General features: G+C 59.5%; 28 protein-coding genes and 1 tRNA gene. 20 read left to right on the plus strand and 9 right to left on the minus strand.

The features are described from left to right. Position 1: 1 nt before the first annotated feature. The 9 genes from dnaG to ribD all read left to right on the plus strand — a co-directional run bounded on the left by dnaG (position 2) and on the right by ribD (position 8,248). Entirely contained in the window at positions 2 to 1,975 is a 1,974-nt protein-coding gene (dnaG, locus tag ACO07T_RS11455) for a DNA primase (RefSeq protein ID WP_422049528.1), read from the plus strand. A gap of 141 nt (positions 1,976 to 2,116) precedes the next feature. Further along, the gene (gene rpoD, locus ACO07T_RS11460; RefSeq protein ID WP_422049529.1) at positions 2,117 to 4,105 is read left to right on the plus strand and encodes an RNA polymerase sigma factor RpoD; all 1,989 of its coding nucleotides are present in this window, start codon (positions 2,117 to 2,119) and stop codon (positions 4,103 to 4,105) included. Positions 4,106 to 4,108: 3 nt separating this feature from the next. Beyond that, the gene (locus tag ACO07T_RS11465; RefSeq protein WP_209060742.1) at positions 4,109 to 4,387 is read left to right on the plus strand and encodes an HlyU family transcriptional regulator; all 279 of its coding nucleotides are present in this window, start codon (positions 4,109 to 4,111) and stop codon (positions 4,385 to 4,387) included. Positions 4,388 to 4,541: 154 nt separating this feature from the next. Then, positions 4,542 to 4,961 carry a hypothetical protein gene (locus tag ACO07T_RS11470; protein WP_422049530.1) on the plus strand — a complete coding sequence of 140 codons (420 nt, stop codon included), beginning with the start codon at positions 4,542 to 4,544 and terminating at the stop codon, positions 4,959 to 4,961. A gap of 115 nt (positions 4,962 to 5,076) precedes the next feature. Next, the gene (locus tag ACO07T_RS11475) at positions 5,077 to 5,487 is read left to right on the plus strand and encodes a hypothetical protein (protein WP_422049531.1); all 411 of its coding nucleotides are present in this window, start codon (positions 5,077 to 5,079) and stop codon (positions 5,485 to 5,487) included. Between the two features lie 49 nt (positions 5,488 to 5,536). After that, positions 5,537 to 5,947: a hypothetical protein gene (locus tag ACO07T_RS11480; RefSeq protein ID WP_422049532.1), complete on the plus strand. Its 411-nt coding sequence runs from the start codon at positions 5,537 to 5,539 to the stop codon at positions 5,945 to 5,947. 55 nt (positions 5,948 to 6,002) lie between these two features. Continuing rightward, a complete protein-coding gene (locus ACO07T_RS11485) occupies positions 6,003 to 6,431 on the plus strand; it encodes a secondary thiamine-phosphate synthase enzyme YjbQ (protein ID WP_422049533.1) in 429 nt (142 codons plus the stop codon). Between the two features lie 228 nt (positions 6,432 to 6,659). Next, complete coding sequence (gene nrdR / locus ACO07T_RS11490; RefSeq protein WP_058240424.1) at positions 6,660 to 7,127, plus strand: transcriptional regulator NrdR; 468 nt, start codon at positions 6,660 to 6,662, stop codon at positions 7,125 to 7,127. Further along, entirely contained in the window at positions 7,124 to 8,248 is a 1,125-nt protein-coding gene (ribD, locus tag ACO07T_RS11495) for a bifunctional diaminohydroxyphosphoribosylaminopyrimidine deaminase/5-amino-6-(5-phosphoribosylamino)uracil reductase RibD (RefSeq protein WP_422050500.1), read from the plus strand. The genes nrdR and ribD overlap by 4 nt, the downstream gene beginning before the upstream one ends. A 13-nt stretch (positions 8,249 to 8,261) precedes the next feature. Here ribD and ACO07T_RS11500 read toward each other — a convergent pair whose 3' ends face one another. From ACO07T_RS11500 to ACO07T_RS11510, 3 genes are all read right to left on the minus strand, one after another. Next, positions 8,262 to 10,274 carry a capsular polysaccharide biosynthesis protein gene (locus tag ACO07T_RS11500; protein ID WP_422049534.1) on the minus strand — a complete coding sequence of 671 codons (2,013 nt, stop codon included), beginning with the start codon at positions 10,272 to 10,274 and terminating at the stop codon, positions 8,262 to 8,264. 2 nt (positions 10,275 to 10,276) lie between these two features. Beyond that, positions 10,277 to 11,380 (minus strand): polysaccharide biosynthesis/export family protein, encoded by a 1,104-nt coding sequence (locus ACO07T_RS11505; protein WP_209062011.1) that lies wholly within the window; start codon positions 11,378 to 11,380, stop codon positions 10,277 to 10,279. 132 nt (positions 11,381 to 11,512) lie between these two features. Next, on the minus strand, positions 11,513 to 12,808 hold the full coding sequence (locus ACO07T_RS11510; protein WP_422049535.1) for a capsule biosynthesis protein: 1,296 nt from the start codon (positions 12,806 to 12,808) through the stop codon (positions 11,513 to 11,515). Between the two features lie 179 nt (positions 12,809 to 12,987). Here ACO07T_RS11510 and ACO07T_RS11515 point away from each other — a divergent pair, with 179 nt between their 5' ends. Continuing rightward, positions 12,988 to 13,578, plus strand: coding sequence for a riboflavin synthase (locus ACO07T_RS11515; protein WP_422049536.1), 591 nt, complete (start codon positions 12,988 to 12,990; stop codon positions 13,576 to 13,578). A gap of 128 nt (positions 13,579 to 13,706) precedes the next feature. On the opposite strand, the gene ACO07T_RS11520 is transcribed toward ACO07T_RS11515, so the two are convergent. Then, positions 13,707 to 14,759, minus strand: a complete 1,053-nt coding sequence (locus ACO07T_RS11520; protein WP_422049537.1) for a proline racemase family protein — start codon at positions 14,757 to 14,759, stop codon at positions 13,707 to 13,709. Positions 14,760 to 14,997: 238 nt separating this feature from the next. Here ACO07T_RS11520 and ribB point away from each other — a divergent pair, with 238 nt between their 5' ends. From ribB to ACO07T_RS11540, 4 genes are all read left to right on the plus strand, one after another. Further along, the gene (ribB, locus tag ACO07T_RS11525; protein WP_422049538.1) at positions 14,998 to 16,119 is read left to right on the plus strand and encodes a 3,4-dihydroxy-2-butanone-4-phosphate synthase; all 1,122 of its coding nucleotides are present in this window, start codon (positions 14,998 to 15,000) and stop codon (positions 16,117 to 16,119) included. Between the two features lie 4 nt (positions 16,120 to 16,123). Then, complete coding sequence (locus ACO07T_RS11530) at positions 16,124 to 16,675, plus strand: 6,7-dimethyl-8-ribityllumazine synthase (RefSeq protein WP_209060723.1); 552 nt, start codon at positions 16,124 to 16,126, stop codon at positions 16,673 to 16,675. Then, positions 16,672 to 17,142: a transcription antitermination factor NusB gene (nusB, locus tag ACO07T_RS11535; RefSeq protein ID WP_422049539.1), complete on the plus strand. Its 471-nt coding sequence runs from the start codon at positions 16,672 to 16,674 to the stop codon at positions 17,140 to 17,142. The genes ACO07T_RS11530 and nusB overlap by 4 nt, the downstream gene beginning before the upstream one ends. A 176-nt stretch (positions 17,143 to 17,318) precedes the next feature. Further along, positions 17,319 to 17,648: a hypothetical protein gene (locus ACO07T_RS11540; RefSeq protein WP_209083670.1), complete on the plus strand. Its 330-nt coding sequence runs from the start codon at positions 17,319 to 17,321 to the stop codon at positions 17,646 to 17,648. Positions 17,649 to 17,706: 58 nt separating this feature from the next. On the opposite strand, the gene ACO07T_RS11545 is transcribed toward ACO07T_RS11540, so the two are convergent. Then, positions 17,707 to 18,144: an SRPBCC family protein gene (locus ACO07T_RS11545; protein ID WP_422049540.1), complete on the minus strand. Its 438-nt coding sequence runs from the start codon at positions 18,142 to 18,144 to the stop codon at positions 17,707 to 17,709. Beyond that, positions 18,119 to 18,475, minus strand: coding sequence for an ArsR/SmtB family transcription factor (locus tag ACO07T_RS11550; protein WP_422049541.1), 357 nt, complete (start codon positions 18,473 to 18,475; stop codon positions 18,119 to 18,121). Before ACO07T_RS11550 ends, ACO07T_RS11545 begins: the two co-directional genes overlap by 26 nt. A gap of 151 nt (positions 18,476 to 18,626) precedes the next feature. Here ACO07T_RS11550 and ACO07T_RS11555 point away from each other — a divergent pair, with 151 nt between their 5' ends. Both ACO07T_RS11555 and ACO07T_RS11560 read left to right on the plus strand, forming a co-directional pair. Next, a complete protein-coding gene (locus tag ACO07T_RS11555) occupies positions 18,627 to 19,415 on the plus strand; it encodes an ATP-grasp domain-containing protein (RefSeq protein WP_422049542.1) in 789 nt (262 codons plus the stop codon). Positions 19,416 to 19,686: 271 nt separating this feature from the next. After that, positions 19,687 to 20,151, plus strand: coding sequence for an MmcB family DNA repair protein (locus ACO07T_RS11560; RefSeq protein ID WP_422049543.1), 465 nt, complete (start codon positions 19,687 to 19,689; stop codon positions 20,149 to 20,151). Between the two features lie 182 nt (positions 20,152 to 20,333). Here ACO07T_RS11560 and ACO07T_RS11565 read toward each other — a convergent pair whose 3' ends face one another. After that, entirely contained in the window at positions 20,334 to 20,519 is a 186-nt protein-coding gene (locus tag ACO07T_RS11565; protein ID WP_209060708.1) for a DUF6324 family protein, read from the minus strand. A 162-nt stretch (positions 20,520 to 20,681) separates the two neighbouring features. Here ACO07T_RS11565 and ACO07T_RS11570 point away from each other — a divergent pair, with 162 nt between their 5' ends. Together ACO07T_RS11570 and ACO07T_RS11575 are read left to right on the plus strand one after the other, a co-directional pair. Continuing rightward, positions 20,682 to 21,170 (plus strand): GNAT family N-acetyltransferase, encoded by a 489-nt coding sequence (locus ACO07T_RS11570; protein WP_422049544.1) that lies wholly within the window; start codon positions 20,682 to 20,684, stop codon positions 21,168 to 21,170. Between the two features lie 45 nt (positions 21,171 to 21,215). Next, a tRNA-His gene (locus tag ACO07T_RS11575) sits at positions 21,216 to 21,292 on the plus strand. 91 nt (positions 21,293 to 21,383) lie between these two features. Here the strand turns inward: ACO07T_RS11575 and ACO07T_RS11580 are convergent. Next, positions 21,384 to 21,710, minus strand: a complete 327-nt coding sequence (locus tag ACO07T_RS11580) for a DUF6476 family protein (protein ID WP_422049545.1) — start codon at positions 21,708 to 21,710, stop codon at positions 21,384 to 21,386. Between ACO07T_RS11580 and ACO07T_RS11585 the strand changes: the two genes are divergently transcribed. Continuing rightward, positions 21,709 to 22,737, plus strand: coding sequence for an RluA family pseudouridine synthase (locus ACO07T_RS11585; protein WP_422049546.1), 1,029 nt, complete (start codon positions 21,709 to 21,711; stop codon positions 22,735 to 22,737). The genes ACO07T_RS11580 and ACO07T_RS11585 overlap by 2 nt on opposite strands. A gap of 100 nt (positions 22,738 to 22,837) precedes the next feature. On the opposite strand, the gene ACO07T_RS11590 is transcribed toward ACO07T_RS11585, so the two are convergent. After that, positions 22,838 to 23,239 (minus strand): hypothetical protein, encoded by a 402-nt coding sequence (locus ACO07T_RS11590; protein WP_422049547.1) that lies wholly within the window; start codon positions 23,237 to 23,239, stop codon positions 22,838 to 22,840. A gap of 94 nt (positions 23,240 to 23,333) precedes the next feature. Between ACO07T_RS11590 and ACO07T_RS11595 the strand changes: the two genes are divergently transcribed. Continuing rightward, entirely contained in the window at positions 23,334 to 24,155 is an 822-nt protein-coding gene (locus tag ACO07T_RS11595) for a LysR family transcriptional regulator (RefSeq protein ID WP_422049548.1), read from the plus strand. Positions 24,156 to 24,245: the final 90 nt, after the last annotated feature.

The following is a 24,245-nucleotide window of genomic DNA, read 5'->3' on the forward strand; positions in this document are numbered from 1 at the left end:
CATGTCTTTGCCACCCGGATTCCTCGATGAACTGCGCAGCCGTACCTCCATCACCCAAGTGGTGGGGCGCAAGGTTATTTGGGATCAGCGCAAATCCAATCAGGGCAAAGGCGACATGTGGGCGCCGTGCCCGTTTCACCATGAAAAAACGGCGTCTTTTCATGTGGATGATCGCAAAGGCTACTACTATTGCTTTGGTTGCCACGCCAAGGGTGACGCGCTGAAGTTTGTCACCGAGACGGAAAACGTCAGCTTTATGGAAGCGGTGGAAATTCTGGCCGAAGAGGCCGGGATGCAGATGCCCAAACGTGATCCGCAAGCCCAGCAAAAGGCGGATCGGCGCACGCAGCTTGCTGAGGTCATGGAGATGGCCACGCAGCATTTCCGTCTGATGCTTAATACCGGCGCAGGCGGTGCGGCGCGGGCCTATCTGGATGGGCGCGGGCTGTCTCAAGAAGCGCGCGACCGGTTTGGCATCGGTTTTGCGCCGGAGGGCTGGCAGGGGCTGTGGGATCATCTGACCGGCAAAGGCGTCGCGCCGGATCTGATGCTTGGTGCCGGGCTTGCCAAACCCTCAACCAAGGGCGGCAAGCCTTATGACACCTTCCGCAATCGGATCATGTTTCCCATTCGGGATGCGCGCGGCAAATGCATCGCCTTTGGCGGCCGCGCGATGGACCCCAATGACAATGCCAAATATCTGAACTCGCCTGAAACCGAGCTGTTTGACAAGGGGCGTAGCCTCTACAACCACGGCCCCGCGCGCGAGGCCGCTGGCAAAGGGCAGGCGTTGATTGTGGCGGAAGGCTACATGGATGTGATCGCCCTCAGTGAGGCAGGGTTTGGCGCGTCTGTCGCGCCGCTTGGCACCGCAGTGACCGAGAACCAGCTGCAGCTTTTGTGGCGCATCTCTGATGAGCCGATCATTGCGCTGGATGGCGACAAGGCGGGTCTGCGTGCCGCGATGCGGGTGATTGATCTGGCGCTGCCGCTGCTTGAGGCAGGTAAGAGCCTGCGGTTCGCGATTATGCCTGAGGGGCAGGATCCGGATGATCTGATCCGGGCCAAAGGGGCGAGCGCGGTGCAGAAGGTGCTGGATGGGGCCATGCCTATGGTCAACCTGCTCTGGCAGCGCGAAATCGAGGGCAAGATTTTTGACAGCCCGGAGCGCAAAGCGGCGCTCGACAAGACACTGCGCGAGAAGATCAAGCTGATTCAGGACCCGTCGATCCGCAGCCATTATGGCGATGCGATCAAAGAACTGCGCTTTCAGCTCTTCCGCCCTCAGCGCGGCGGCGGTGCAGGCGGCGGCAAGCGTGGCGGTTTTCAACGCGGGCGCTGGAACGCGCAGCCGACGGTACAGGCGCGCACCAAAGTGTCGATGCTGGCCGCCAGCGAAGGCGCTGTGGAACAGCGTGTGCGCGAGGCCGTGGTGCTGGCGGTGGCCCTGATGACACCTGAGATGCTGGATGATTTCGAATATGAGATCGAGAGCATGGATTGTTTGGATCAGGACAACGCCCGGATGCGCGATGCGCTGATGCAATTTGCCAACACGCCGGACCCGCGCGCCAATATTGAGGGATATCTTGGCCCGGAGGCGGTTGAAAACCTGCTGCGCCAACCCCATGTGGCGATTACCCCTGCAGTTCTTCGTGCCGGCGACACAGCGCTTGCGCGCAAAACCTTGAGAGAAGAACTCAACAAGTTGAAAGCTGAACGTGGCTTACGGCAGGAGATCGCAGAGGCGGAAGAAGAAGCGCATTCTTTGACAGATGAAACTGTAACGTGGCGATTGGGACAGGCCGCAGAGGACAGCAATAAGGCCAAAATCTCAAGTCAGGACGAAGAAGGCGGCGATTATGCGGTTGGAGCCAATGGCGCACCGATCGACAGAGAGGAACGCGCGGCGCTGGATGCGCTGGCTGAAAACATTGATTTTTCACGGGGCGGGAAGCCACCTCGACGCGGATAATTTCCGCGCGAGTCGGGTGTCGATTCTACCTTGTGAGCAACAGATGAAGAAAACGGGCTTTGTGGGGTTGCGAATCACCCCGTGTAACGGTTGATTCGACGCTAGCGAATCACCTTCAGCCCGAACTTGCAGGAGCACTTAATGGCCGCCAAGGACACCGACGACCAGAAGCCCGCCGATCAGGACGCCGAAATCTCGCTCGATATGAGCCAGGCCGCCGTCAAGAAGATGATCGCCGAGGCCCGGGAGAAGGGCTACATCACCTACGATCAGCTGAACCAGGTTCTGCCGCCCGATCAGGTGAGCTCTGAGCAGATCGAAGACGTGATGTCGATGCTGTCTGAAATGGGCATCAACATCATCGAGGATGAGGAAGCCGAAGAAGAAGAGGCGAAATCCACCGCTGTTGTGGACACCTCTTCGGCCAACCGTGGCGTGGCGCTTGCCAGTGGCGGCAACGAAAAGCTCGACCGCACGGACGACCCCGTCCGCATGTACCTGCGCGAGATGGGCTCTGTTGAGCTGCTGAGCCGCGAAGGTGAGATCGCGATTGCCAAGCGCATCGAGGCTGGCCGCAACACGATGATTGCCGGGCTGTGTGAAAGCCCGCTGACCTTCCAAGCGATCACCATCTGGCGCGACGAACTTCTGTCCGAAGACATTCTGCTGCGCGATGTGATCGATCTGGAAACCACCTTCGGCAACCAGATGGGCGACGATGACGACGAGGACGATGCCGCGCCCGTCGCTGAAGCCGCCAATGTGACCACTGCGCCGAAACAGGAAGCGGAGCAGGAGCTGGATGCGGACGGCAACCCGATTGCCAAAGACGATGATGATGACGAGGACGAACAGGCCAACATGTCGCTTGCGGCGATGGAAGCGGCCCTGAAGCCTCGCGTTCTGGAAACGCTGGACATCATCGCCCGTGACTTTGCCCAGCTGAGCGACATGCAGGACGCGCGTATCTCCGCGACCCTGAACGAAGATGGCTCTTTCTCTGAGGCGGACGAAGACACCTATCAGAAGCTGCGTGCGGAAATCGTGCTGCTGGTGAACGAGCTTCACCTGCACAACAACCGTATTGAAGCGCTGATTGACCAGCTCTACGGCATCAACCGCCGTGTGATGCAGATCGACAGCTCCATGGTGAAGCTGGCGGACCAGGCGCGCATCAACCGTCGCGAGTTCATTGAAGCCTACCGTGGCCGCGAGCTCGATCCGACCTGGCTTGAGGACATGTCTGAAAAGTCCGGCCGTGGCTGGCAGATGTTCATGGAGCGCTCCTCTGACAAGGTCATGGAGCTGCGCAACGACATGGCTCAGGTGGGCCAGTACGTTGGTCTGGATATCTCCGAATTCCGCCGCATCGTTCAGCAGGTGCAAAAAGGTGAGAAAGAGGCGCGTCAGGCCAAGAAAGAAATGGTCGAGGCAAACCTGCGTCTGGTGATCTCGATTGCCAAGAAATACACCAACCGTGGCCTGCAGTTCCTTGACCTCATTCAGGAAGGCAACATCGGCCTGATGAAGGCGGTGGACAAGTTCGAATACCGCCGCGGCTATAAGTTCTCGACTTATGCCACATGGTGGATCCGTCAGGCGATCACCCGCTCCATCGCGGATCAGGCGCGTACCATCCGTATTCCGGTGCATATGATCGAAACGATCAACAAGCTGGTGCGGACCTCCCGTCAGATGCTGCACGAGATTGGCCGCGAGCCAACCCCGGAGGAACTGGCCGAGAAGCTGCAGATGCCGCTTGAGAAGGTCCGTAAGGTGATGAAGATCGCCAAGGAGCCGATCTCTCTGGAAACCCCGATCGGGGATGAAGAAGACAGCCAGCTGGGTGATTTCATCGAGGACAAGAATGCCGTGCTGCCTCTGGACAGCGCCATTCAGGAGAACCTCAAGGAAACCACAACCCGCGTGCTGGCAAGCCTCACTCCGCGTGAGGAACGTGTCCTGCGGATGCGCTTTGGCATCGGCATGAACACCGACCACACGCTGGAAGAAGTGGGCCAGCAGTTCAGCGTGACCCGCGAGCGTATCCGTCAGATCGAGGCAAAGGCGCTGCGCAAGCTGAAGCACCCGAGCCGCTCGCGCAAACTGCGCTCCTTCCTGGATCAGTAAGCCGTGTCGTTCTGGAAGACCCTGTTTGGCGGCGGTGGCGGAGCAAAGCCCGAAGAGCCGCCGCAACAGGTGGACTACAAAGGGTTTGCGATTACGCCGCTGCCAATTGAAGAGGGCGGTCAGTACCGGATCTCTGCGCGCATCGACAAAACGGTGAACGGCGAAGCCAAGACGCACACACTTATTCGAGCCGATGTGATCCGGGATCTCAATGAGGCGAAAGAGGCGTCGGTCAATAAGGCCAAGCAGATGATCGATCAGATGGGGGACCACCTGTTCTGACGACCCGCGCTTAGGTTTTGCGGTTTTGTTCAATGAAGACTGAAAAAAATGATGTGACCGTCGGTGTTTGCCGGCGGTCTTTTAACTTTTAGGGTTAACGACTAAATTGTCAGGGCCTGCCATAGAGGATGGGCGTTGCACGCAGAGTATGAAAATGAAACGTTTTTCTTTAGTGATGGTGGCCGCTTTGGCGGCATGTGAAGCAACAACAACGGGCAGCGATGGTGCCTTTCTGGTGTCCAACGGCGCCCGGGTTTATTCGGTGAACCAGGATGTGTTTGAGGTGACCGCGCGTCCGGGCAATGAGATCAATCAGTTCTGGTGCGGGGCGGGTGAATACGCCGCCCACGTCTTGGGCGCGCCTGCCAATGCGCGCATTTATGTGGTTGGCGAAGCCGGCCCGGGCACTGTGGTCAACTCACCCAATGCGATGCAGTTCTCGCTTTTGCCTCCGGGGCAAGCCAGCGGCGCGACGGGTCGTCAGAGCACTTGGGGGCCAGATCTCGGCGAAGATGAATTTGTTGGCGATGCGCGCTATCGCTGTGTTCGCGGCATCGATACCTTCTCAAACTAACCGCACACAGGGCGTCTTATCTGTGCGATGGCAGCTGATGGTGTTGTCGCATTGGGCTTGATGCACGTCATGCTTGCGTTAAGACGGTGCAGCAGCTGCATGAAAGGATGCCGACATGTTCAAACGGGTTTTGACGTCACTGGTGATTTTGGCCGGATGTGCCGAACTGGGTGACGGCGGCTTTGTGACCTCGGGCGGCACACGTGTGAACCCGGTGAACGGGGATGTGTTTGAAGTGATCGCACGCCCCGGCAATGAGAAGAACCAATTCTGGTGCGGGGCTGGTGAATATGCCCATCGTGCGCTTGGTGCACCTCCCAACGCCAAAGTCTATGTCGTAGGCGGGGCAGGTCGGGCGATGACAATGGACGCACCGAGTGCGGCGCAGTTCGCGCTGAAGCCTGCCGCGCAGGTCGAGGGGGCCACCGGGCGTGACAGCCGTTGGGGGCCAAGGCTTGGCCAATCCCGATTTGTCGGGGATGCGCGCTCCCGTTGCAACCGCACGCAATTTGATGTTTCCTTCTAAAGGATGTGTCGTTTGAGAACGACCCCAACGGGGTGCGAAGGTATGTGTGATGCGTGGTTTTAAGTTTGCTCTGCCGCTGGCGCTGATGGCCTGTGAGGGCACAGGGTCCAGCGCTTTTGTTACCCGCAATGGCGTGCGGGTGAATCCGGTCAATGAAGACGTGTTTGAGGTTCTGGCGCGCCCGGCCGGCCGGGCGTCGGATTTTTGGTGTGGGGCTGGCAACTACGCGCGGCGCGCGCTGGATGCCCCTGACACGGCACTGGTTTATGTGGTGGGCGGCGCAGGACCGGGTGTCACTGCGAAAACACCGGATGCGGCACAGTTTTCGCTCAAGCCGCCCGCGCAGACGCAAGGCGCCACAGGGCGTTCAGCCGCCTGGGGGCCGGAGCTTGGGGCCGCAGCAACCGTTGGCCGGGCGCGGCAGAGCTGCCAGGATCTGGCGACTAGCTCGGATGATTGATTGAAGTCCGCCCATGCGCGGGGCAATCTGCGTGTCACGCATAAGGGGGCTGAGCATGCCGCAAACCGAGTTTCAGATCACAACCCGTGGCCCGGGACTTTATGAATTTACGCGGGATGTGACGCGCTGGGTTGCGGCGCTTGGGGCTGAGGCAGAGCAAGGTCTTCTTACGCTATTTGTCCGCCACACCTCCTGTAGCCTGCTCATACAGGAAAACGCCGACCCTGAAGTGCAGAGCGATCTTCAGGCGTTTTTTCACCGTCTTGTGCCGCCGACCAGCGATCCGTCGATGTCATACCTGACCCATACCTATGAGGGGCCGGATGATATGCCCGCGCATATCAAAGCGGCGATGATGCCCGTGTCGCTGTCCATTCCTGTGAGTAGCGGGGTGCCCGCGTTGGGCACCTGGCAGGGGATCTATCTCTTTGAACATAGAAATGCGCCGCACAGCAGACGTGTGACGGCGCATTTCAGTGCATGATTGGATCAGCTCTCTTGCCTCAGGTCCCTGTATAACACAGTGACGTAAGAGATGCAGCGGGAAAGAAAAAAGCCTTTTCCCCCTATGGCCGATATAGGGGCGCGCTTTTGCCTCTACCCAAAGAATTGTAGCTCCCCTATAGTAGCTGTGGATAAGTTAAAAAAACGCCCTAGCGTCGGGACATGGCGCAAAGGTGAGGCCCAAAGCAGCTGATACAAGGGGAAGTCTATGCGCTGTCCGTTTTGTGGAAATATCGACACTCAGGTGAAAGATTCGCGCCCAGCGGAGGATCATGTGTCGATCCGTCGGCGTCGCTTTTGCCCGGCTTGCGGGGGGCGGTTCACCACCTATGAGCGGGTGCAGCTGCGCGATCTGGTCGTGGTGAAATCCAACGGCCGTCGCGAAGACTTTGACCGCGACAAGCTGGAGCGCTCGATCCGCATTTCCATGCAGAAACGTCCGGTCGAGCCAGAGCGCATTGATCAGATGATTTCCGGCATTGTGCGGCGTCTGGAGAGCATGGGGGAGACGGATATCCCCTCCAAAACCATTGGCGAAATTGTCATGGAAGCGCTCGCGCGGATCGACACGGTGGCCTATGTGCGCTTTGCCAGCGTCTATAAGAACTTCCAGGCCGCTGACGACTTTGATAAATTTGTAAGCGAACTGCGTCCCGATCCTGCTCCTGAGGAATAATTGTGACTGATCGCCGTTACATGGCGCTGGCCCTGAGTTTGGGTCGGCGCGGTCAAGGTGTGTGCTGGCCCAACCCTGCGGTGGGCTGTGTCATTGTGAAGGATGGGCGTGTTGTGGGCCGGGGCTGGACCCAACCCGGTGGCCGCCCTCATGCGGAGCCTGTTGCGCTGGCGCAGGCTGGCGAGGCGGCCCGCGGCGCGACGGTCTATGTCACGCTTGAGCCGTGCTCTCATCATGGTCAGACCCCACCCTGTGCCGAGGCGCTGATTGCGGCGGGCGTGGTGCGGGTGGTGATTGCTGTTGAAGACAGTGATGCGCGGGTCTCTGGCCGTGGGATTGCCATGCTGCGGGAGGCGGGCATTGAGATCACCATGGGCGTGCTGGCTGATGAGGCGGCGCGCGACCTGCAGGGCTTTTTCCTCAAGACCGATCTGGGGCGTCCGTTCCTGACGCTGAAGCTTGCCACCACGCTGGATGGGCGCATTGCCACCGCATCGGGGGAAAGCAAGTGGATCACCGGCGCTGAAAGCCGTCGTGCCGTGCATGGGATGCGGATGCGCCATGATGCGGTGATGGTTGGCGGCGGCACTGCGCGGGCGGATGATCCTTCGCTCACGGTGCGGGATCTTGGCGTCTCACGCCAGCCTGTGCGTGTGGTGGTGTCGCGCCGTCTGGACCTGCCGTTGATGAGCACTCTGGCCCGCACGGCCAAGGATATTCCGGTTTGGATCGCTCATGGCGAGGACGCTGATCCTGCGCTGATGCAGACTTGGCGCGATATTGGCGCGGAGCTTCTGCCTTGCGCGCTTGAAGGCGTTCAGCTGTCGCCAACGGCGGTGCTTCAGGCCTTAGGCAAGCGCGGCATCACGCGGGTGTTCTGTGAAGGCGGCGGTGCGCTGGCGGGCTCGCTGCTGGCCGCGGATATGGTGGATGAGTTGATCACCTTCTCTGCAGGCGCGGTAATCGGCGCTGAAGGTCATCCCGCGATTGGGGCCATGGGGCTGGCACGGCTCGCGGAGGCCCCGCGCTTTGATCTGGTGTCTCACCGCGCGGTGGGCCATGACATGATGTGCACCTGGCACCGTGTCGAGGCGCAGCGCAACCCGCGCTACAACCTCTGACGCTCTCTTCTCCTCAGCGTCGCCAAAGCGCCTGATAGCTGGCAAACCGCCCCTGCAGTTTTGACAGCAGCCGATTGCCCAAACCCGGATGCGGGATGTCTCCGCTTGAGAGGCGCAGCAAGGCGGTTTCCGCCGTACAGGGCAGGTCGCTGACCGGGTCGCGATAGCGCGGATAGTCGATCAGCGCTGCATGAACCAGCCCTTCAAGGCTCGGCTCTGCGCGGCGGCGGGCAGGGGGGCTGCCCAAATCGGTGGTCAGGCCCCATCCGGCATAAAACGGGCTGCCAAGGGTGGTGACCTTGCAGCCGCGCAGGAGCGCCTCAAAGCCGGTGAGGGAGGTCATGGTCCAGACCTCCTGCACATTGTCCAGAAGATAGGCCATATCCGCGTGATCCAGCACCATATCGGCAAGCGCGGCGGCCTCTTCAGGGTCCACACGCCCCGTGCGCAATCCGGCCTCCACATCAGGGTGGGGTTTGAAGAGGATCTGCGCCTCAGAATGGGCCGCGCGGGCGGCGCGCAACAGGTCGAGATTGCGGCGCACCTCGCCATTTGCCCCCTTGAGAATAGAAGCGTCGTCTTCGACCTGTCCGGGCACAAGGATCCGATGGCCCTCTGGCAGGGCAGGCTGCGCGCCGCCGAGGTTATATTTGCTCACCTGTGCAGAGCGTATGGCCTTGATCAGCGTCCGCGCGCGGCGCTCCTGATCCGGACGCAGGGTTTCCCGCGCAGCAATCAGGCGCTCAAGGCGACTTTCCTGTGTGGGATCGTAATAGATGCCCAGATCATCACAGACCAGCGAGAGCGGCGGCACCAGTTCAGCACCCAGCCCGCGGGAGCGCAGGAAGCCGTCCTCCAGCCGCACCGCGCCCTCCGGCCCGTCCTTGCTGGCCCAGACCATATCGCGGGCCTCTGAGGATCTGCGCTCAAACACCATGGCTTTGTGCTGGCCAAAGAAGCGTTGCAGCGGCTTGCGTTTCCAAAGGCGCATGGCATGGCCGTTCCAGCCCTGTCGGTCCTCCCGCCATGCGCGGGTTTGCGCGGCGAGTTGCTCCAGCGTGTCTTCCAACTCACATAGTTCATCTGTGCAGGGATTGTACCATGTGGGATAGAGGATCATGGCCGCCGCGAAGAGCTGCGCGCGGGTCAGGCGGCGCTGGCGGCGATAGAGCGGAAACTCATCGTCGGTCAGATCCCATCCGGCATAGAACGGCTGGCCAAAGACGCGCGGCTTGTGGCCCGCGAGGATGGCTTCAAATCCCATCTGGGACGACACGGTATAGACCGCAATCGCGCCATCCAGCAGGGACCACGGGCTATGAGCCGCGTCACAGAGGCTGACCCGGTCGGTGATGTGATCCTGGCTGTAGTATCCCGCCCGCGCGCCTTGTTTGGTTTCCGGATGGGTTTTGATCAGGATGCGCGCGCCGGGGTTTTCCTCCTGCGCAAGAATGAGCATCTCCTGAAAGCGCGCTTGATTGGCACCGCTGGCCACCACAGCCGCGTCATCCCGTGTTTGATCGATCACCAGCACATATCCGGGATCTGGGGGGCGCAGGGTGTCGTCTACGGCGGCATATTTGGTGAGATGGCTTTCTTTCATGCGGGCGATCGCACCCCGCGCGCGGTCCAGCAGCACGGTGTCATCCAGCGGATGGTGTTTGAGCAGCTTTTCCAGATCAGATGGCTCGGAAGGGTCAAAATGCGGGACCGTTTCATCAATCAACAGGCCCATGGGCGGCTCTTTGGCGATGCGCCCGGGAAAGAGGGAGCGCAGGAAGGCATCCTCCACATAAAGACAAGGCGCTCCGGTGCGTTCCGCCATGGCAAGGCCACGGTGGGCGGTTGGGCTGTTGCCCCAGATCGCGATGAGGTCGTCTTCAGTAGGGCGGCCCAGATGCAGGCTGTAGCCCGCAAGGCTCAGAATGCGGCGCAGGCGCTTTTGAAAGAAAAAACCGCCGTTGAATGCAAAAAGCCGCCGGGGTGCACTGCTCCCGGCGGCTTCGTTTTCATATGTGTTGCGCACAGTTAGCCGCCTAGGCTGCCGAGGCTGCTGAGCGTGTCAGCCGAAGACAGGGTGCCTGTGATCGCGGAGATGGTTTTGTCCCAAGTGGTGATCGGCGCTTCGGTGACATAGAGTGTGTCGCCGTCGCGGATGACAAAATCCCGTGCCATAAACATGCCGTTGGGCTTGGTCAGATCCAGCACATAGACCATGCGCTGCGCACCGTTCAGATCCTGACGGCCCAGCACGCTGTTGGCGATCACGTCTTCTTCGTTGCGGAAGACAAAGACGCCGGTCGGGTCACTGTTGGTCGGGGTGAGGCCGCCAACTTGCGCCAGCGCTTCGATGGCGGAAAGATCCTTGGAGAAGAAATTCACGCGGCTTTGTGTGCCGGTCGCGCCGAGAGCCGTGAAGGCGCGGGTGTCTTCTTCGACCAGAATGCGGTCTCCGCCGCGCAGGGCGATATCAAGGCTTGGATCATCATAGAGATCCTGGAACCAGATCTGCCCGCTGGCGCTGCCGCGCAGGATGGTGATCTGGGCAATTTCGGGCACGATGGTCACACCGCCAGCCTGCGCCAGCATGGTGGACAGCGTGCGGGTTGGACGCTCGATCGGGTAAACACCCTGCGCCCCTACAGCGCCCACAAGGGAGACGGTGGCACCATCACCTGCGGCGCGGCGCACTTCGACCTGCGGATCCGGGGTCTGCTCTTCGAGCTTGGATGAGATGATGCGGCGGATGCCCTCAGGCGTGTTGCCCGCAGCGCGGATGCGACCGGCGTAAGGCACAAAAATGAAGCCTGCGCCGTCGACCTGCACCTCTTCAAGGATCGCCGCGACCTGGCCTTCAGGGCCCAAAAGCGGTTTGTCGACGTTTTCCCAGATTGTCAGCGCCAGCACATCGCCGGGGCGGATGGTGTCAGAACCAAGCCGGTCTGCGTTCTGGAAACTGTCAGAGAATCCCAGTGCGGGAACAATGGCGGTTGCGCGGGACACGCGGTCATTGACCTCAACGATGAAGGCGTCACCCTCACGCTGTACGGAACCGGCGAAGATTTCTTTCTTGTTTGGGCCGGACCGTGGCACCAAACTGCAAGAAGCCACAAGCGCCGCGACCGCGACCATTGTGGCGCATTTCCCCATACGGGTAGCAAAGACTTTCACTGCTCGGTCTCCTCGACCTTATATTTTTCTGCCTCAGGTTTTTTCGACAACTTATCGAAATAGAAACCAAAAATCCAGCGCTAGACTTAGTGGTTACTTCGTCACCAGCCGCAACTGTTGCCGCGGTGCCGCTGTGCCGGAGGCGAGCGCATTGTAGGGATCGTCAGGAGAAAGCATCATATCGACGACCTGCCGGAGCAGTTGTCGACGTGCGCGGGCAGAGTAAAATCCGCCGGGCACCTGACTGGTTTCCAGCAGGTAGCGGCGATAGGTTTTATAGGCGCGGTTGTCCGGGCGGCTGGCACCGGCGAAGAAGTCGGTCAGCGGTTGTTTGCTGACAAACTCGGGCTGGTCATAGACCGCGCTGCCAAAGGCTTTGAGAGGAATGCCGCGCCAGAGCACCTGCTGCGCGGCTGTCGAATTCACGGTGACGGCAGAGCGCGCATCATTGAGCAACTGGGCCAGTTTGCCGCCGCGCACATAATGCACGCGGTCCTCAACATTGTGCTGCCGGGCAAGTTTGCGAATCTCCCGCCGTAGGGGCACGCGGCCGTCCTCAAGCGGATGGGCCTTGAACACCAGATGATGGTGCTGCGGCGCGCCAGCGGCAAAATTCTCAATCACCAGCGACAGGAAGTCTGTCATGCTGTCAAACGGGGAATGGGACTGAAAGCTGCTGTCATGTTCCAGCTGCAGCAACGCCAGATGGTAGGGGAAGCCGCCAATGCGGATGCGCAGCGTGGCAATGCGGCGCTCAAGCGCATGGGCGGGCATCATCAGAAGGCGTTGAAGATAGAGGCGGAATTCCCGCGTGACCGGCAGCGCCCGATGCGGGCGGAAATTGCGGTAACGCTGGTTCGTGAACATCACAAACCAATGATAGAGCGCGCCGTAAAACACATGCTGACGGGTGTCGCCCCAATGGGCCGGGGGCAGCGGGGCCTCCATATCCGACAGCTCCAGCGCGCGCTCCATCTCGGGGATGGTCATGTCCATCAGGCGCGAGTTGCCGTTGGAGCCGCCACGCTCATAGGTCACCCAATAGGGGCGCAGATAGCCCTCTTCAAAGACATGCACCTGCACACCGGCGCGTTTGGCGATCTCCACCGCACGGGCATGGATGGGGCGGGTGTCCCCATAAAGCACAATATCGGTGATGCCTTTCTCCGCCAGAAGGCGCTCAAAGGTGTCCGGCCAGTTTTCCAGCGTGTCGCGATAGGGAATGTAGCTTTTGCGGGCGGGCCAGAAGGCATGATCCCCGGCGTTGAAGCCGACACGCCAGACCCGCGCACCGGACCGGCGCAGCATCCGCCCAAGCGCCGCAAAAAACGGGCCGTGCGGTCCCTGTAAGAACAGGAAAGTCCTATCTGTGCCGGTGGTATTCTTCATAGTCGCCAACCCTATACGCCGGAATTTAAGCAAATGTTACCCTTTCTGCGTGGCAAAATTATGGTCCAGAGGGGGCTGCTTGTGGCTCTGTTGGCCGTCCTGACGCCTACCATGGCTTGTCTTGGCGCGCGCTGCGGCTTAGGTCTAACGCAAATCACCGGATTGGATTGGAGCGGCTCGTGTTTACCGGAATCATCACCGACGTTGGCAAAATTGCGGAATTGGAACAGCGGGGCGATCTGCGCGCGCGCATCAGCACGGCCTATGACACCAGCAGCATTGAAATGGGCGCGTCGATCGCAAGCGACGGTGTGTGCCTGACAGTCATCGCCATGGGCGAAGGCTGGTATGATGTGGAAATCAGCGGTGAAACCGTCTCCAAGACCAATCTGGCGGCATGGGAAGCTGGTCGCCGTGTGAACCTTGAACGCGCGCTGAAGGTGGGGGACGAGCTTGGCGGGCATATTGTGTCCGGTCATGTGGATGGTGTGGCCAAGATCGTGAAGATGACCGATGAAGGGGACAGCACGCGGTTCACCTTTGAAGCGCCGGAGGCTTTGGCGAAGTTCATTGCCCCGAAAGGCTCTGTGGCGCTCAATGGCACCTCGCTGACCGTGAATGAGGTCGATGGCTGCACCTTTGGGGTGAACATCATTCCGCACACCAAAGAGGTCACCACCTGGGGTGACGCGAAAGAGGGCGATCTGATCAACCTTGAAATCGACACGCTGGCGCGCTATGTGGCGCGGCTGTCTGAAATGGGCGGCTGAGACCTGATCCCGTCACCCCGACAGACATAGCTTGCGGTTGTCGTGCTTGGGTATGTTGTCTGAACAGTTTGAGGCGTCGCAATGCTGCGGCGCCCTTTCTTTTGCACGTGAGCCTCTGAGCCGCAGCCTCACCACATATCGCCAACGGTAAAGCCGTTGGGGAACGGATCGCTGGGGTCCAGCGTGTAGTTTGCGGTGCCGTAGATCCAGCCCTGGCCAGACAGGCTCGGCACGATGGCTTTGTAAGGCCCAACCGTGGTTTCGCGCAGAATACGCCCGGTGAAGGTGGTGCCCAGCGGGCCTGCGTTCACATAGTCCTGACCCACAGCCAGCTGGCCGCGCGCATGCATCACCGCCATCTTTGCGCAGGTGCCCGTGCCACAGGGGGAGCGGTCCAGAATGCCGCTGGCCGCTTCGGGCCGCGCGGGATCAAACGGGCCGGTGGAAATTGTGATGGCCCCGCGCCCGTGGGTGGCCGGATCAATCGGTGGCCCCCAGAGATTGGTGATGGTAGGGCCGGTGATCGCGGGGTTGTCGGGATGCACAACGGGGAGCTGCTCTGCGGTGGCGTGCCGAATGGCTTCGCTGACGCGCAGGATTTGCCCGCCATTGTCACCGGAGAGATCCACCCCCAGTTTCGCGGCCTCCGCCAGAACAAAGAACATGCCACCCCAGGCCACATCCACAGTGACCGTGCCAAGGCCTGCCACTTCGACCTTTGCATCCAGATGCACGGCAAAGGCCGGCACGTTTTCAAAGCTGACCGAGGTGACTTTGCCATCCCTACAGGTGGCGGTGACTTTGATAAGCCCTGCGGGGGCTTCCAAGGTCAGCTCGGTCACAGGCTCCACCATTGGCAGGATGCCGGTTTCCAGAAGCACGGTGACCACACAGATCGTGTTGGAGCCGGACATCGGCGGGTATTCCTGCTGCTCCATGATGATGAACCCCATGTCGGCGTCCGGATGACAGGGCGGCACAATCACATTGCAGCAGAGGCCCGGGTTGCCGCGCGGCTCACGCAGCATCTTGAGGCGGATATCGTCGTGATGGGCCTGCATATAGCTCATGCGCTCAAACACAGTGTTGCCGGGAAAATGAGGAACGCCGCCGGTAATGACGCGCCCGGGTTCGCCTTCGGCATGGGCTTCAACAGCGGTGATCAGTCGGTTTATGCGCATGGTCTGTCCTCTTCTTAAGGGAGAGCCTATGCGCAAACCGGGGCAGGGGGCCAGCCCCCTCACTTGCGCAAAGCGCAAGCACACCCCCGGGATATTTGAAGAATGAGAAGCCTGGGTGGCTTTCCGGGGCAAGCTCTGGGGACATAGGAGGGCGATTTTGCACCCAGGGTCGCCGTTCCTGCACTTTCATTCAGAGCACGCATGGGCTATCTGGGCGGCAACAGTGCGGAGATGACAGATGTCTTTTGAACAGCCCGGCCCCGTTGAGCAAAGCCTGCGTGATGCGATCAGCCCGATTGAGGAGATCATTGCAGAGGCGCGCAATGGCAAGATGTATATCCTTGTGGACCATGAGGATCGTGAAAACGAAGGGGATCTGATCATCCCGGCCGAATTCGCCGACGCGGCGGCGGTCAACTTCATGGCCACTCATGGGCGCGGGCTGATCTGCCTGCCTATGACCGCTGAGCGGATTGACACTCTGGGGCTGCCGATGATGGCGGTGAACAACTCCTCTCGGCACGAGACCGCTTTCACCGTGTCGATTGAGGCGCGTGAGGGGGTGAGCACCGGGATTTCCGCCGCAGACCGCGCGTTGACCATTGCCACCGCGATCAATGAGCAGAACACCATGGCGGCGATTGCCACACCGGGGCATGTCTTCCCGCTGCGCGCCAAGCGTGGCGGTGTGCTGGTGCGCGCCGGTCACACCGAAGCCTCGGTGGATATTTCACGCCTCGCAGGCTGTCACCCCAGCGCGATGATCTGTGAGATCATGAACGAGGACGGCACCATGTCCCGCCTGCCGGAACTGGTGGAATTTGCCCAAAAGCACGACCTGAAGATCGGCACGATCAGCGACCTGATTGCCTATCGTTCACGGGTGGACAATGAGGTGGTGGAAACCTCCCGTGAGACCGTGACCTCGGAATATGGCGGCGATTGGGAGATGCGCATCTTCACCGATCAGATCCACGGCATCGAGCATGTGGTGATGATCAAAGGCGATATCACCACGCCTGAGCCGGTTCTGTCGCGCACCCATGCACTGCATGAGGCGGGAGATGTGCTAGGCCTTGGGCCAAAATCGGTCAACGAGCTGCCCACGGCGATGCGCAAGATTGCCGAGGAAGGCCGCGGCGTGGTCTGCCTGTTCCGCGAAGTGCGCCACAGCCTTTATGCCGATGAAGACGAAGGCCCGCGCATTGTGAAACGCACAGGGCTTGGGGCGCAGATCCTCTCCAACCTCGGTTGCAAGGAGCTGATCCTGCTGACCGACAGCCCGGAAACCAAATATCTCGGACTGGACGCCTATGGGCTGTCCATCGTGGGCACACGCCCCATTCTCTCGGAAGGATAAGACCATGGCAGGCGCAGAAAAACACTACATCATGCCGCGCGCAGAGTTCGACAAGCCGGTCAAGCTCGCCATCGTGATGTCGCCTTACTACAAGGACATCGCTGACAATATGCTGGCGGGCGCTGTGGCGGAGATCGAAGCCGCAGGCGGCACCTATGAGGTGGTCGAAGTGCCCGGCGCGCTGGAGATCCCCACGGCGATTGGCATTGCCGAGCGCATGAGCAACTTTGACGGTTACGTGGCGCTGGGCTGTGTGATCCGGGGCGAGACCACCCATTACGAAACAGTCTGTAACGACAGCAGCCGCGCGATCCAGCTTCTGGGGCTGCAGGGGCTGTGTATCGGCAATGGCATCCTGACGGTGGAGAACCGCAAGCAGGCCGAGGTGCGCGCCGATCCGGAAGATCAGAACAAAGGTGGCGGTGCGGCCGCTGCGGCCTTGCATCTTGTGGCGTTGAGCCGTAAGTGGGGCGCTCAGCGCAAGGGAGTCGGCTTTTTGCCCGACACCGAAGAACTCAAGATCGCTGGTCAACTCAAGGACAATCCAACGGCATGACCCTTTCAGGTAACCAGAAACGTAAGATGAAATCCGCCTCCCGGCTCTATACGGTGCAGGCGCTGTTTCAGATGGAAAGCTCACACCAGACCGTAGATCAGGTGCGGGTGGAGTTTCTGGACCACCGGTTTGGCGCCGAGGTGGATGATGGCACGGATATGATCGAGGGCGATGTGGAGCTGTTCCGCAAAACCCTTGAAGATGCGGTGAACTATCAGGCGCCAATTGACCAGATGACCGACCGCGCGCTGGTGGCAAAATGGCCGATTGACCGGATTGACCCGACCCTGCGCGCGCTGTTCCGTGCGGCGGGTGCCGAGATCCTGCAAAGTGAGACCCCACCCAAGGTGGTGATCACCGAATATGTCGGCATTGCTGCGGCCTTCTTCCCCGACGGCAAGGAATCCCGCTTTGTGAATGCGGTGCTGGATCACATGGCGCGTGAGGCCAAACCGGAGGCGTTCTAAGCGCCTCCTTGCTTTCTCCAACTCATTAATCGGCTGTTAACCTTCGCGCGCCAAGGTGATCCGCGACGCGCGCGCAGGCGTATGCTGTGTGACGTGTCGTAGGACAAATATGTCGCGCCGGATTGGCTTGCCGTTTCTGACAGGCTGTCGTTTAATGAGCGAAAGGAGGCACTGCCATGCCAAAGCTTATCTCTCTTTACATTCGTCAGGTCGCGATTGGGTTTGCCTTGTCCGCCGTGTTTGTCGGGATGCTGATGTATTTCAACGTGGCCAATCTCTGGCATCTGGTGAGCAGCAGCTCTGAAGGCGCGATTGCGCTGGTGGTGATGTGGGTGCTGAATGGCATCGTGTTCGCCGGCGTGCAGTTTGGCATCGCCATCATGCGACTGAAAGACGACGATCAGCCCGGTGGCGGCAAGCGCCAGATGATGCCGGTGATGCTGGCAGAGCCGGTGCCGGTCAAAGTGGATCGCCGCACACCTCAACAGCGCCAGATCCGCCGCTGATCTCAGGCCACAGTAGATCGCAGCGAAGCGCCCCTCCAAGGGCGCTTTTTTGTTGGCATCACTGCACGTCGTGCAGGTTGAGCAGGAAGCCGTGCCAGCCTTTGTCGAGCGCCAGGACGAGACCAAAGCCGTCCAAATCCTTGGGCAGGCCAGAGTGGGTGAGCGTCAGGCGCGTGCCACCGGGGGCGTCCTTCAGCTCCCATTCCACGGTGCTCATCTTGCCCTCCATAGGCCCCACGGTGAAATCCCATTTCATGTAGTCATGGGGTTTGGCTTCAATCACCTTGCCCCAGCACATGCGGTCGCCGTCTTTCTGGGAACGCAGCGTGTAGTCTTCACCAACCGTGAGATCCGCATCGGAAGGGTGGAACCATTTGCCCAGCAGCTCCGACTTGGTGAGAAACGCCCAAACGCGGTCTTTGGGCACCGCGAGGAAGACGGATTTGCGAATGGTCGTGTCTTGGGAAAGTTCAGCCATTGTGCTGTCCAGCGTCATTGTCAGTCTCCTTTTGGATGTCGGTTTCGATGGCGGTCTTGAGTGCGGTCAGGCGCGCGTCCCAGAATTGGTCAAACCACCCCAACCAATCCAAAGCAGGTTTGAGCGCCAAGGGATTGAGCGCATTTACTTTTTCGCGCCCACGCGGGGTCACTGTGATCAACCCGCCGTCTGAAAGCACGACAAGGTGCTTCTTCACGGCAGCGCGGGTCATGTCAAAATGATCAGACACTTCCGCGATGGTCATCGGGGTGTCCCCCAACATGCGCAGAATATCGCGACGGGTGGGGTCACCCAAAGCGCGGAAGACAGGTTGGAGGGGATCGGGCATGGGAGTCTCTTATGTGATACCATTTGGTACTATAAATATGTGGTACCTTTTGGTATTGTGTCAAGCTTGAGTTGCATCGCCCGCTGTATTGGATATCGTCCGCAAGCAGAAAAAAAACGGCGCATAGCGCATGCCATTTGAGAGAAAATTGATGCAGTGGTTGCTTCAAGACTTTGAAGACACAGAGAAGTTGGGCGAAGTTTTGCTCGCGATGGGACGCGACATTAGCTGGCACAAAATAGTGCCGTTTGTTGGCGATCTCACACCTGCGCCGGTGATCAAAGATCCGCGCTCTGTCGTCATGTTTGGCGCTTATAGCATGTGGAAATACGCCGAAGCACAGGGCTTGCAACCGGGCGTCATTCGAATTGCTCCCTTCTTGGATCAAGAAGTGTGGCATCCATTCTTGTTAAACGGACCTGAGGCTCGGGTGATGCGCTTTGCGGATTGCCCTGCTTTCTTGTGGGATCCGGCGCAGTACTGGTTTTTGCGGCCTGTTGAGGACAGCAAAGAGATTCCCGGACGCGTTATGCAGGCTGGAGAAATTGCGCAGCTGGCGCATCGGGTTTCCAACCTGCCAGAAGAGCAACTTCCAATCGGTTCACTGCGACCGGATACAAATGTCATGTTCTCCGCGCCAAAGGAGATTGATACAGAGTGGCGTCTTTGGATCGTTGATGATCAGTTGGTGACGTATTCCCGTTACAAACAAGCGGGTCGTGTGGACTATGTGCACGACATCACAGAGGAGGCTCTACGTTTCGGGCGCGAGATGGCACAGAAAAATGCGGGTTATGCATCCGCCTATGTCATGGATGTCTGCCAAATTGGCGACATACACCATATCATCGAAACAAATAGCATAAACGCGGCAGGATTTTATGCGGCAGACTTAACCAAGCTCGTTCACGCTATCGAGGCTCTTTTCACAGTGGCGTAAAGTGGCGGGCCCGCAAACGCAGCCGTGGGGTTATCTCATTCCCGAGGACCTGTATATACAGGTGGGCGCCAGGTAACCAGGCCAGGACCAGGACAGAGCCAGCTCCCTCGGAATTGCTTAAGGCCACCGGAATGCAACCGTATCACGAGAAGGGCAGCACCCGCCGCTGACCTATCTATGCCTGCACCCGCGCAAAGACAAGGGGTGGCCCGCCTGCGTCTCTTCAAATCAAAGCTTGAAATTATGTTCTCTATATGTTCACGCTGTGAGCATGGAAGAGAATTTGCAACCCGGACAGCGCCTCGCGCGTGGTGTCAGCCGCCATCTGCGCAGCCATGGCTTTGTCTCTGTTGAGGAATTTGTGCCCGCCCGCGGTCTGCGCGTGGATGTGATGGCCTTGGGGCCCAAAGGGGAGCTTTGGGTGATTGAGTGCAAATCCAGCCGCGAAGATTTTCAGACCGACAAAAAGTGGCAGGGCTATCTTGAGTGGGGCGACCGCTATTTCTGGGCGGTGGACACGGATTTCCCGACCGAACTTTTGCCGGAGGGCACGGGGCTGATCTTTGCAGATGCCTATGATGCGGAGATCATTCGCATGGGGCCCGAAGAAAAACTGGCTCCGGCGCGGCGTAAAAAGATGATCCAGAAATTTGCCATGGATGCGGCGCGGCGCCTGCAGCGCTATCGCGATCCCAAGCTTTCAGCCTTGCCTGATGAGGCGGAGGAAAGGGCCTGATCGCGCGGGCAGAGCGCGGTTACCGCAATGGGTTTTACGATTTGAGATCAAAGCCTTTGAACTCAAAGGCCCGGGAGAGATCCTGAGCTGAGCGCGCCTGAAGCCGCTCAGGCTTCTCATTCTTAAAGTATCCCGGGGTAGCCACATCGCAGATGTGGCAGGGGCAGCGCCCCTAACCAGCATCACTTAACCTGACGCGCCGTGGCTGCGGCTGCGCGAATCTCTTCGGCGATTTCTTCGGCTTCTTCCGGGTCAAAATCCATCGGGATCTCCAAGCCACCGGCTTCGATATAGATGCGCACAAAACCCTGATCGGTCGGGCCGATTTGCATGTTGGCTTCGATGTTGCTTTCGGTGTTGATGCCCATGGCGATCTCCTTGGGGTCAGTCTTGTGGTCGGTCTTGGGGGTTCCATGTTGTGCCGATTGCGGTAGCGTGAACTTGCGCCAAAGGCAAGCTGTGCGCGGATCTGGCGGTTTGCGGTTGCGGTGGTGAGGCGCGTGGTGGAGAGGTTGAAGGGGGGCAGGGCAGTGGATGACGGAATCACCTTCCGAAAGTTTGCAGCGCAGGATCTGGACTGGCTGGTGGAAAGCCACGCCACGCTCTATGCGCGCGAAGAAGGGTTTGACGACAGCTTTGGCCCCCTCGTGGCAGACATCGCCCGCGGATTTCTTGTCTATCATGAGATCGGCAAAGAATCAGGCTGGATTGCCGAGCACGACGGACACCGGCTGGGATGTGTTTTCTGCGTGCGCGCAGACCGAGAGGGATTCGCCAAGCTGCGCCTGTTTCTGGTGCTGCCGGAGGCGCGCGGCTTTGGCTTGGGGCAACGGCTTTTGGACACCTGCATGGGGTTTGCGCGGGGCGTCGGCTATGAGGGCATGACGCTCTGGACCCACAAAAGCCATGAGGCAGCCTGCGCTTTATACGCCAAAAACGGCTGGCGCTGTGTGGCGGAACGACCGGTGCACAGCTTTGGATGCGATCTTGTCGAACAAACCTGGGAAATCGTGTTTTAGGTGCTTGCATCCCCCGAATGGTATCTGTAAACCGCCCCTCACAGTGCCGCCTTAGCTCAGTAGGTTAGAGCGCTGGATTGTGGATCCAGAGGTCCCCCGTTCGAGCCGGGGAGGCGGTACCATCAAAAAGCTCTCAGCTGTTATGGCTGAGAGCTTTTTTGTTTTTCGGCGTTCTTTGGGCTGTGGGGGCAGTACGGTTTGGGTTTTGAGCGTCTAGTCTTCGCTGACAGACGCGCCAAAACCCCCTGCGGACAGCGCAATCTCCTGGCGCAATGCACCTGTGATGCGGTCGTGAATCAAAATGCGGTTGTCTGTGGTCACAATGGCCACCCAGCCGTCCCCCATGGTGACTGCCTGCGCCTCTGCACCGCCGTCCAGCGTGAGGTTTTCCGGCAGGATCGGCCCATCGTCACGGAAGCGCATGACAATCAGCGCAACCACCGTTACAAGCCCCACCATCATCACCACAGTCAGGCCCGTGACCAGAAGGCGCAGAAAGCGCAGGTTGGTTGGCTCAATTGGTTCCGGAGACTCTTCCATGGCGGAAACCCTTGTAGAATTTGTGATCGCGGAAGACCCGCCCAAGCGTCTTGATAAGGCGCTTTCGCGTGATGTGCCAGTGGAAGCCAGCCTGAGCCGCACCCGGCTTGCCAAACTCATCTCTGAGGGTGGCGTGGCGCTCAACGGGGGTGCCGTGACCGACCCGAAGCACAAGGTGGCAGAGGGCGATGCGGTTGTCATCACCGTGCCAGTGGCCGAGGACAGCCACATCGGCCCAGAGGACATTCCGCTGGAGGTGATTTGGGAAGATGATGATCTCATTGTGATCAACAAGCCGGCGGGCATGGTGGTGCATCCGGCACCGGGCACGCCCAATGGCACCTTGGTGAACGCGCTGCTGCATCACTGCGGCGACACGCTTTCCGGCGTGGGCGGCATGAAGCGCCCCGGCATTGTGCATCGCATCGACAAGGAAACCAGCGGCCTCTTGGTGGTGGCCAAGACAGACGCGGCCCATCAGGGGCTTGCGGCGCAGTTTGAGGCCCACACGGTGGAGCGTTACTACCGCGCGGTGTGCTACGGGGTGCCGGATGCCAATGACCCACGCCTGCGTGGTGTGCGCGGCGTAAATTTTGAATCCGGAAACATCATGAAAATCACCACCCATCTGGCGCGTCACAAGACAGACCGACAGCGTCAGGCGGTGCTGTTTGAAGGTGGTCGCCATGCGGTCACGCGGGTGCGGATCGTGCAGCCATTTGGCAATCCGGCGGTGGCCTGTCTGGTGGAATGCTGGCTTGAGACCGGCCGCACCCACCAGATCCGCGTGCATATGGCTCATGCCGGCCACGGGCTGATCGGGGATCCGGTCTATGGTGGCCGTCGCAAGCTGGCCGAAAAGGCAATCGGCGTCAAAGGCGCAGCCGCCGCGCGGAGTTTTGACCGTCAGGCGCTGCATGCCGCGGTTCTGGGCTTTGAGCACCCCGTGACAGGGGAGATGCTGCGGTTTGAAGCGCCCTTGCCTGAGGATATGGCGCAGTTGATTGAGGATCTCGGCGGGGTCTGAAGCGGCGCAAGGTCACAGGTTGGCCTGTGAAAGCCCAAGGATCTGAGTCAGATACAGTTGGCTCAGATCATGTTGTCACCATCGGCGAGGCCGCTGCGCCTCAGTGTGTCGCCTGTGACAAATCTATGATTTCGGTGACGGTTTCGCGGAAGAAATCGACCTTTCCATCCGCCTCATGTGACAGGATGTAGGTGCTGCTGCGGCAAGGAAAGCCGCCAAGCCCGTAGAAAAATTCCTGTTCAAACCGTGTTAGCTGCCAGCCTTCCTGATCCAGTGCTGTGGTTTCAATACGCAGTGCTTTGGTGCCTTTGGGGAACACCTCCATAGCAAGGCGCTGCAGTATCTCTCCCAATGCGGCCAACCCTTTGCCCGCCTGCCAGCTCACATCAGCCTCGTCTTTATAGTGGTCAATCCGAAAATCGATGTCTTCGGCAAGAAGCGTGATCATGCTGGCATCCGCCTCAGCAAACTTCTGCAACAACGTCTCAATCGCGGTGGTCATTCCTGTGCTCCCAAAATGATTACAGGTTTTGGATGGCAGGATTTTTAGGTATAAGGAATTCAGGTGTAATCTAGATTTGATATAGAAAATGACTATGGTGGAGCTAACCGCACTCACATATTTTGTCAGCGCCTATGAAACCGGCTCATTTAGCGCAGCGGCGCGTGTCAATGGTGTCAGCCAGCCCACGGTGTCCGCCGCCATTCAAAAGCTTGAGGCTACATTGGAGGGGGCGGTGTTCTTGCGGGAACGTCGCGGGTTGTCGCCAACCGATCTGGGGCAGCGCCTTTATCAGGAGGCCTCCGCCTCTGTCGCCACTTTGGCAGGGTTGCCTGATCGTCTGAAGCCAAAACCCCGGCAGGTTCTGCGGGTTTATGCCCAACCGGATGTGCTGATGGCGCCCTATATGCCGCTGTTTCATCAGCTCAGACAGGCCATGCCGCAGGTGGTGCTGGCCTTTTGCGACAATGTGGAAGAGGCGGATGTGGCCTTGGTGACAGAAGGCTGTCAGCCCAAAGGCCACAGTTTTTCCAAACTGAGCGAGGATAAGTTTGGTGTGGCCCTGCCCAAAGGGCATGTGCTTGCTGCGGCGGAAAGCCTGTGTTTGGAGGATATTGCCAATGAGCCGCAAATTCTGCGCCCCTATTGTCCGAATGCCGATTTGATGCGGGTGGCACCGATGGTGGTGTCAGAGGCCCATGCGCGGGCCTTAAATGACCTTCAGGTGTTGGATCTGGTGGCCGCAGGGCTGGGCGTCGCGCTGGTGCCTCTGGCGCATGAGGCGGCACATGCCGCGGTCGAAATCCGCCCCCTGCGCGTTGACGTGGCTTTGACACGTGTGGTGGGGCTGTCAGCGCGAAAAACCAGCTTTGCGCAGGAGGTCGCGGCTAAGTTTGTAGCCCTGGCAGGGGGCTGATGGTCTAGCCATGCGTTTGAAACAAAGCGCAAATGCATGTGAAACACTGGTCTAAAGCTGGTGTGGTCGCGTAGTAAACCCTACTCTGAG

It is taken from the genome of Shimia sp. (assembly GCF_965227725.1).
In the GTDB taxonomy this organism is placed as follows: domain Bacteria; phylum Pseudomonadota; class Alphaproteobacteria; order Rhodobacterales; family Rhodobacteraceae; genus Shimia.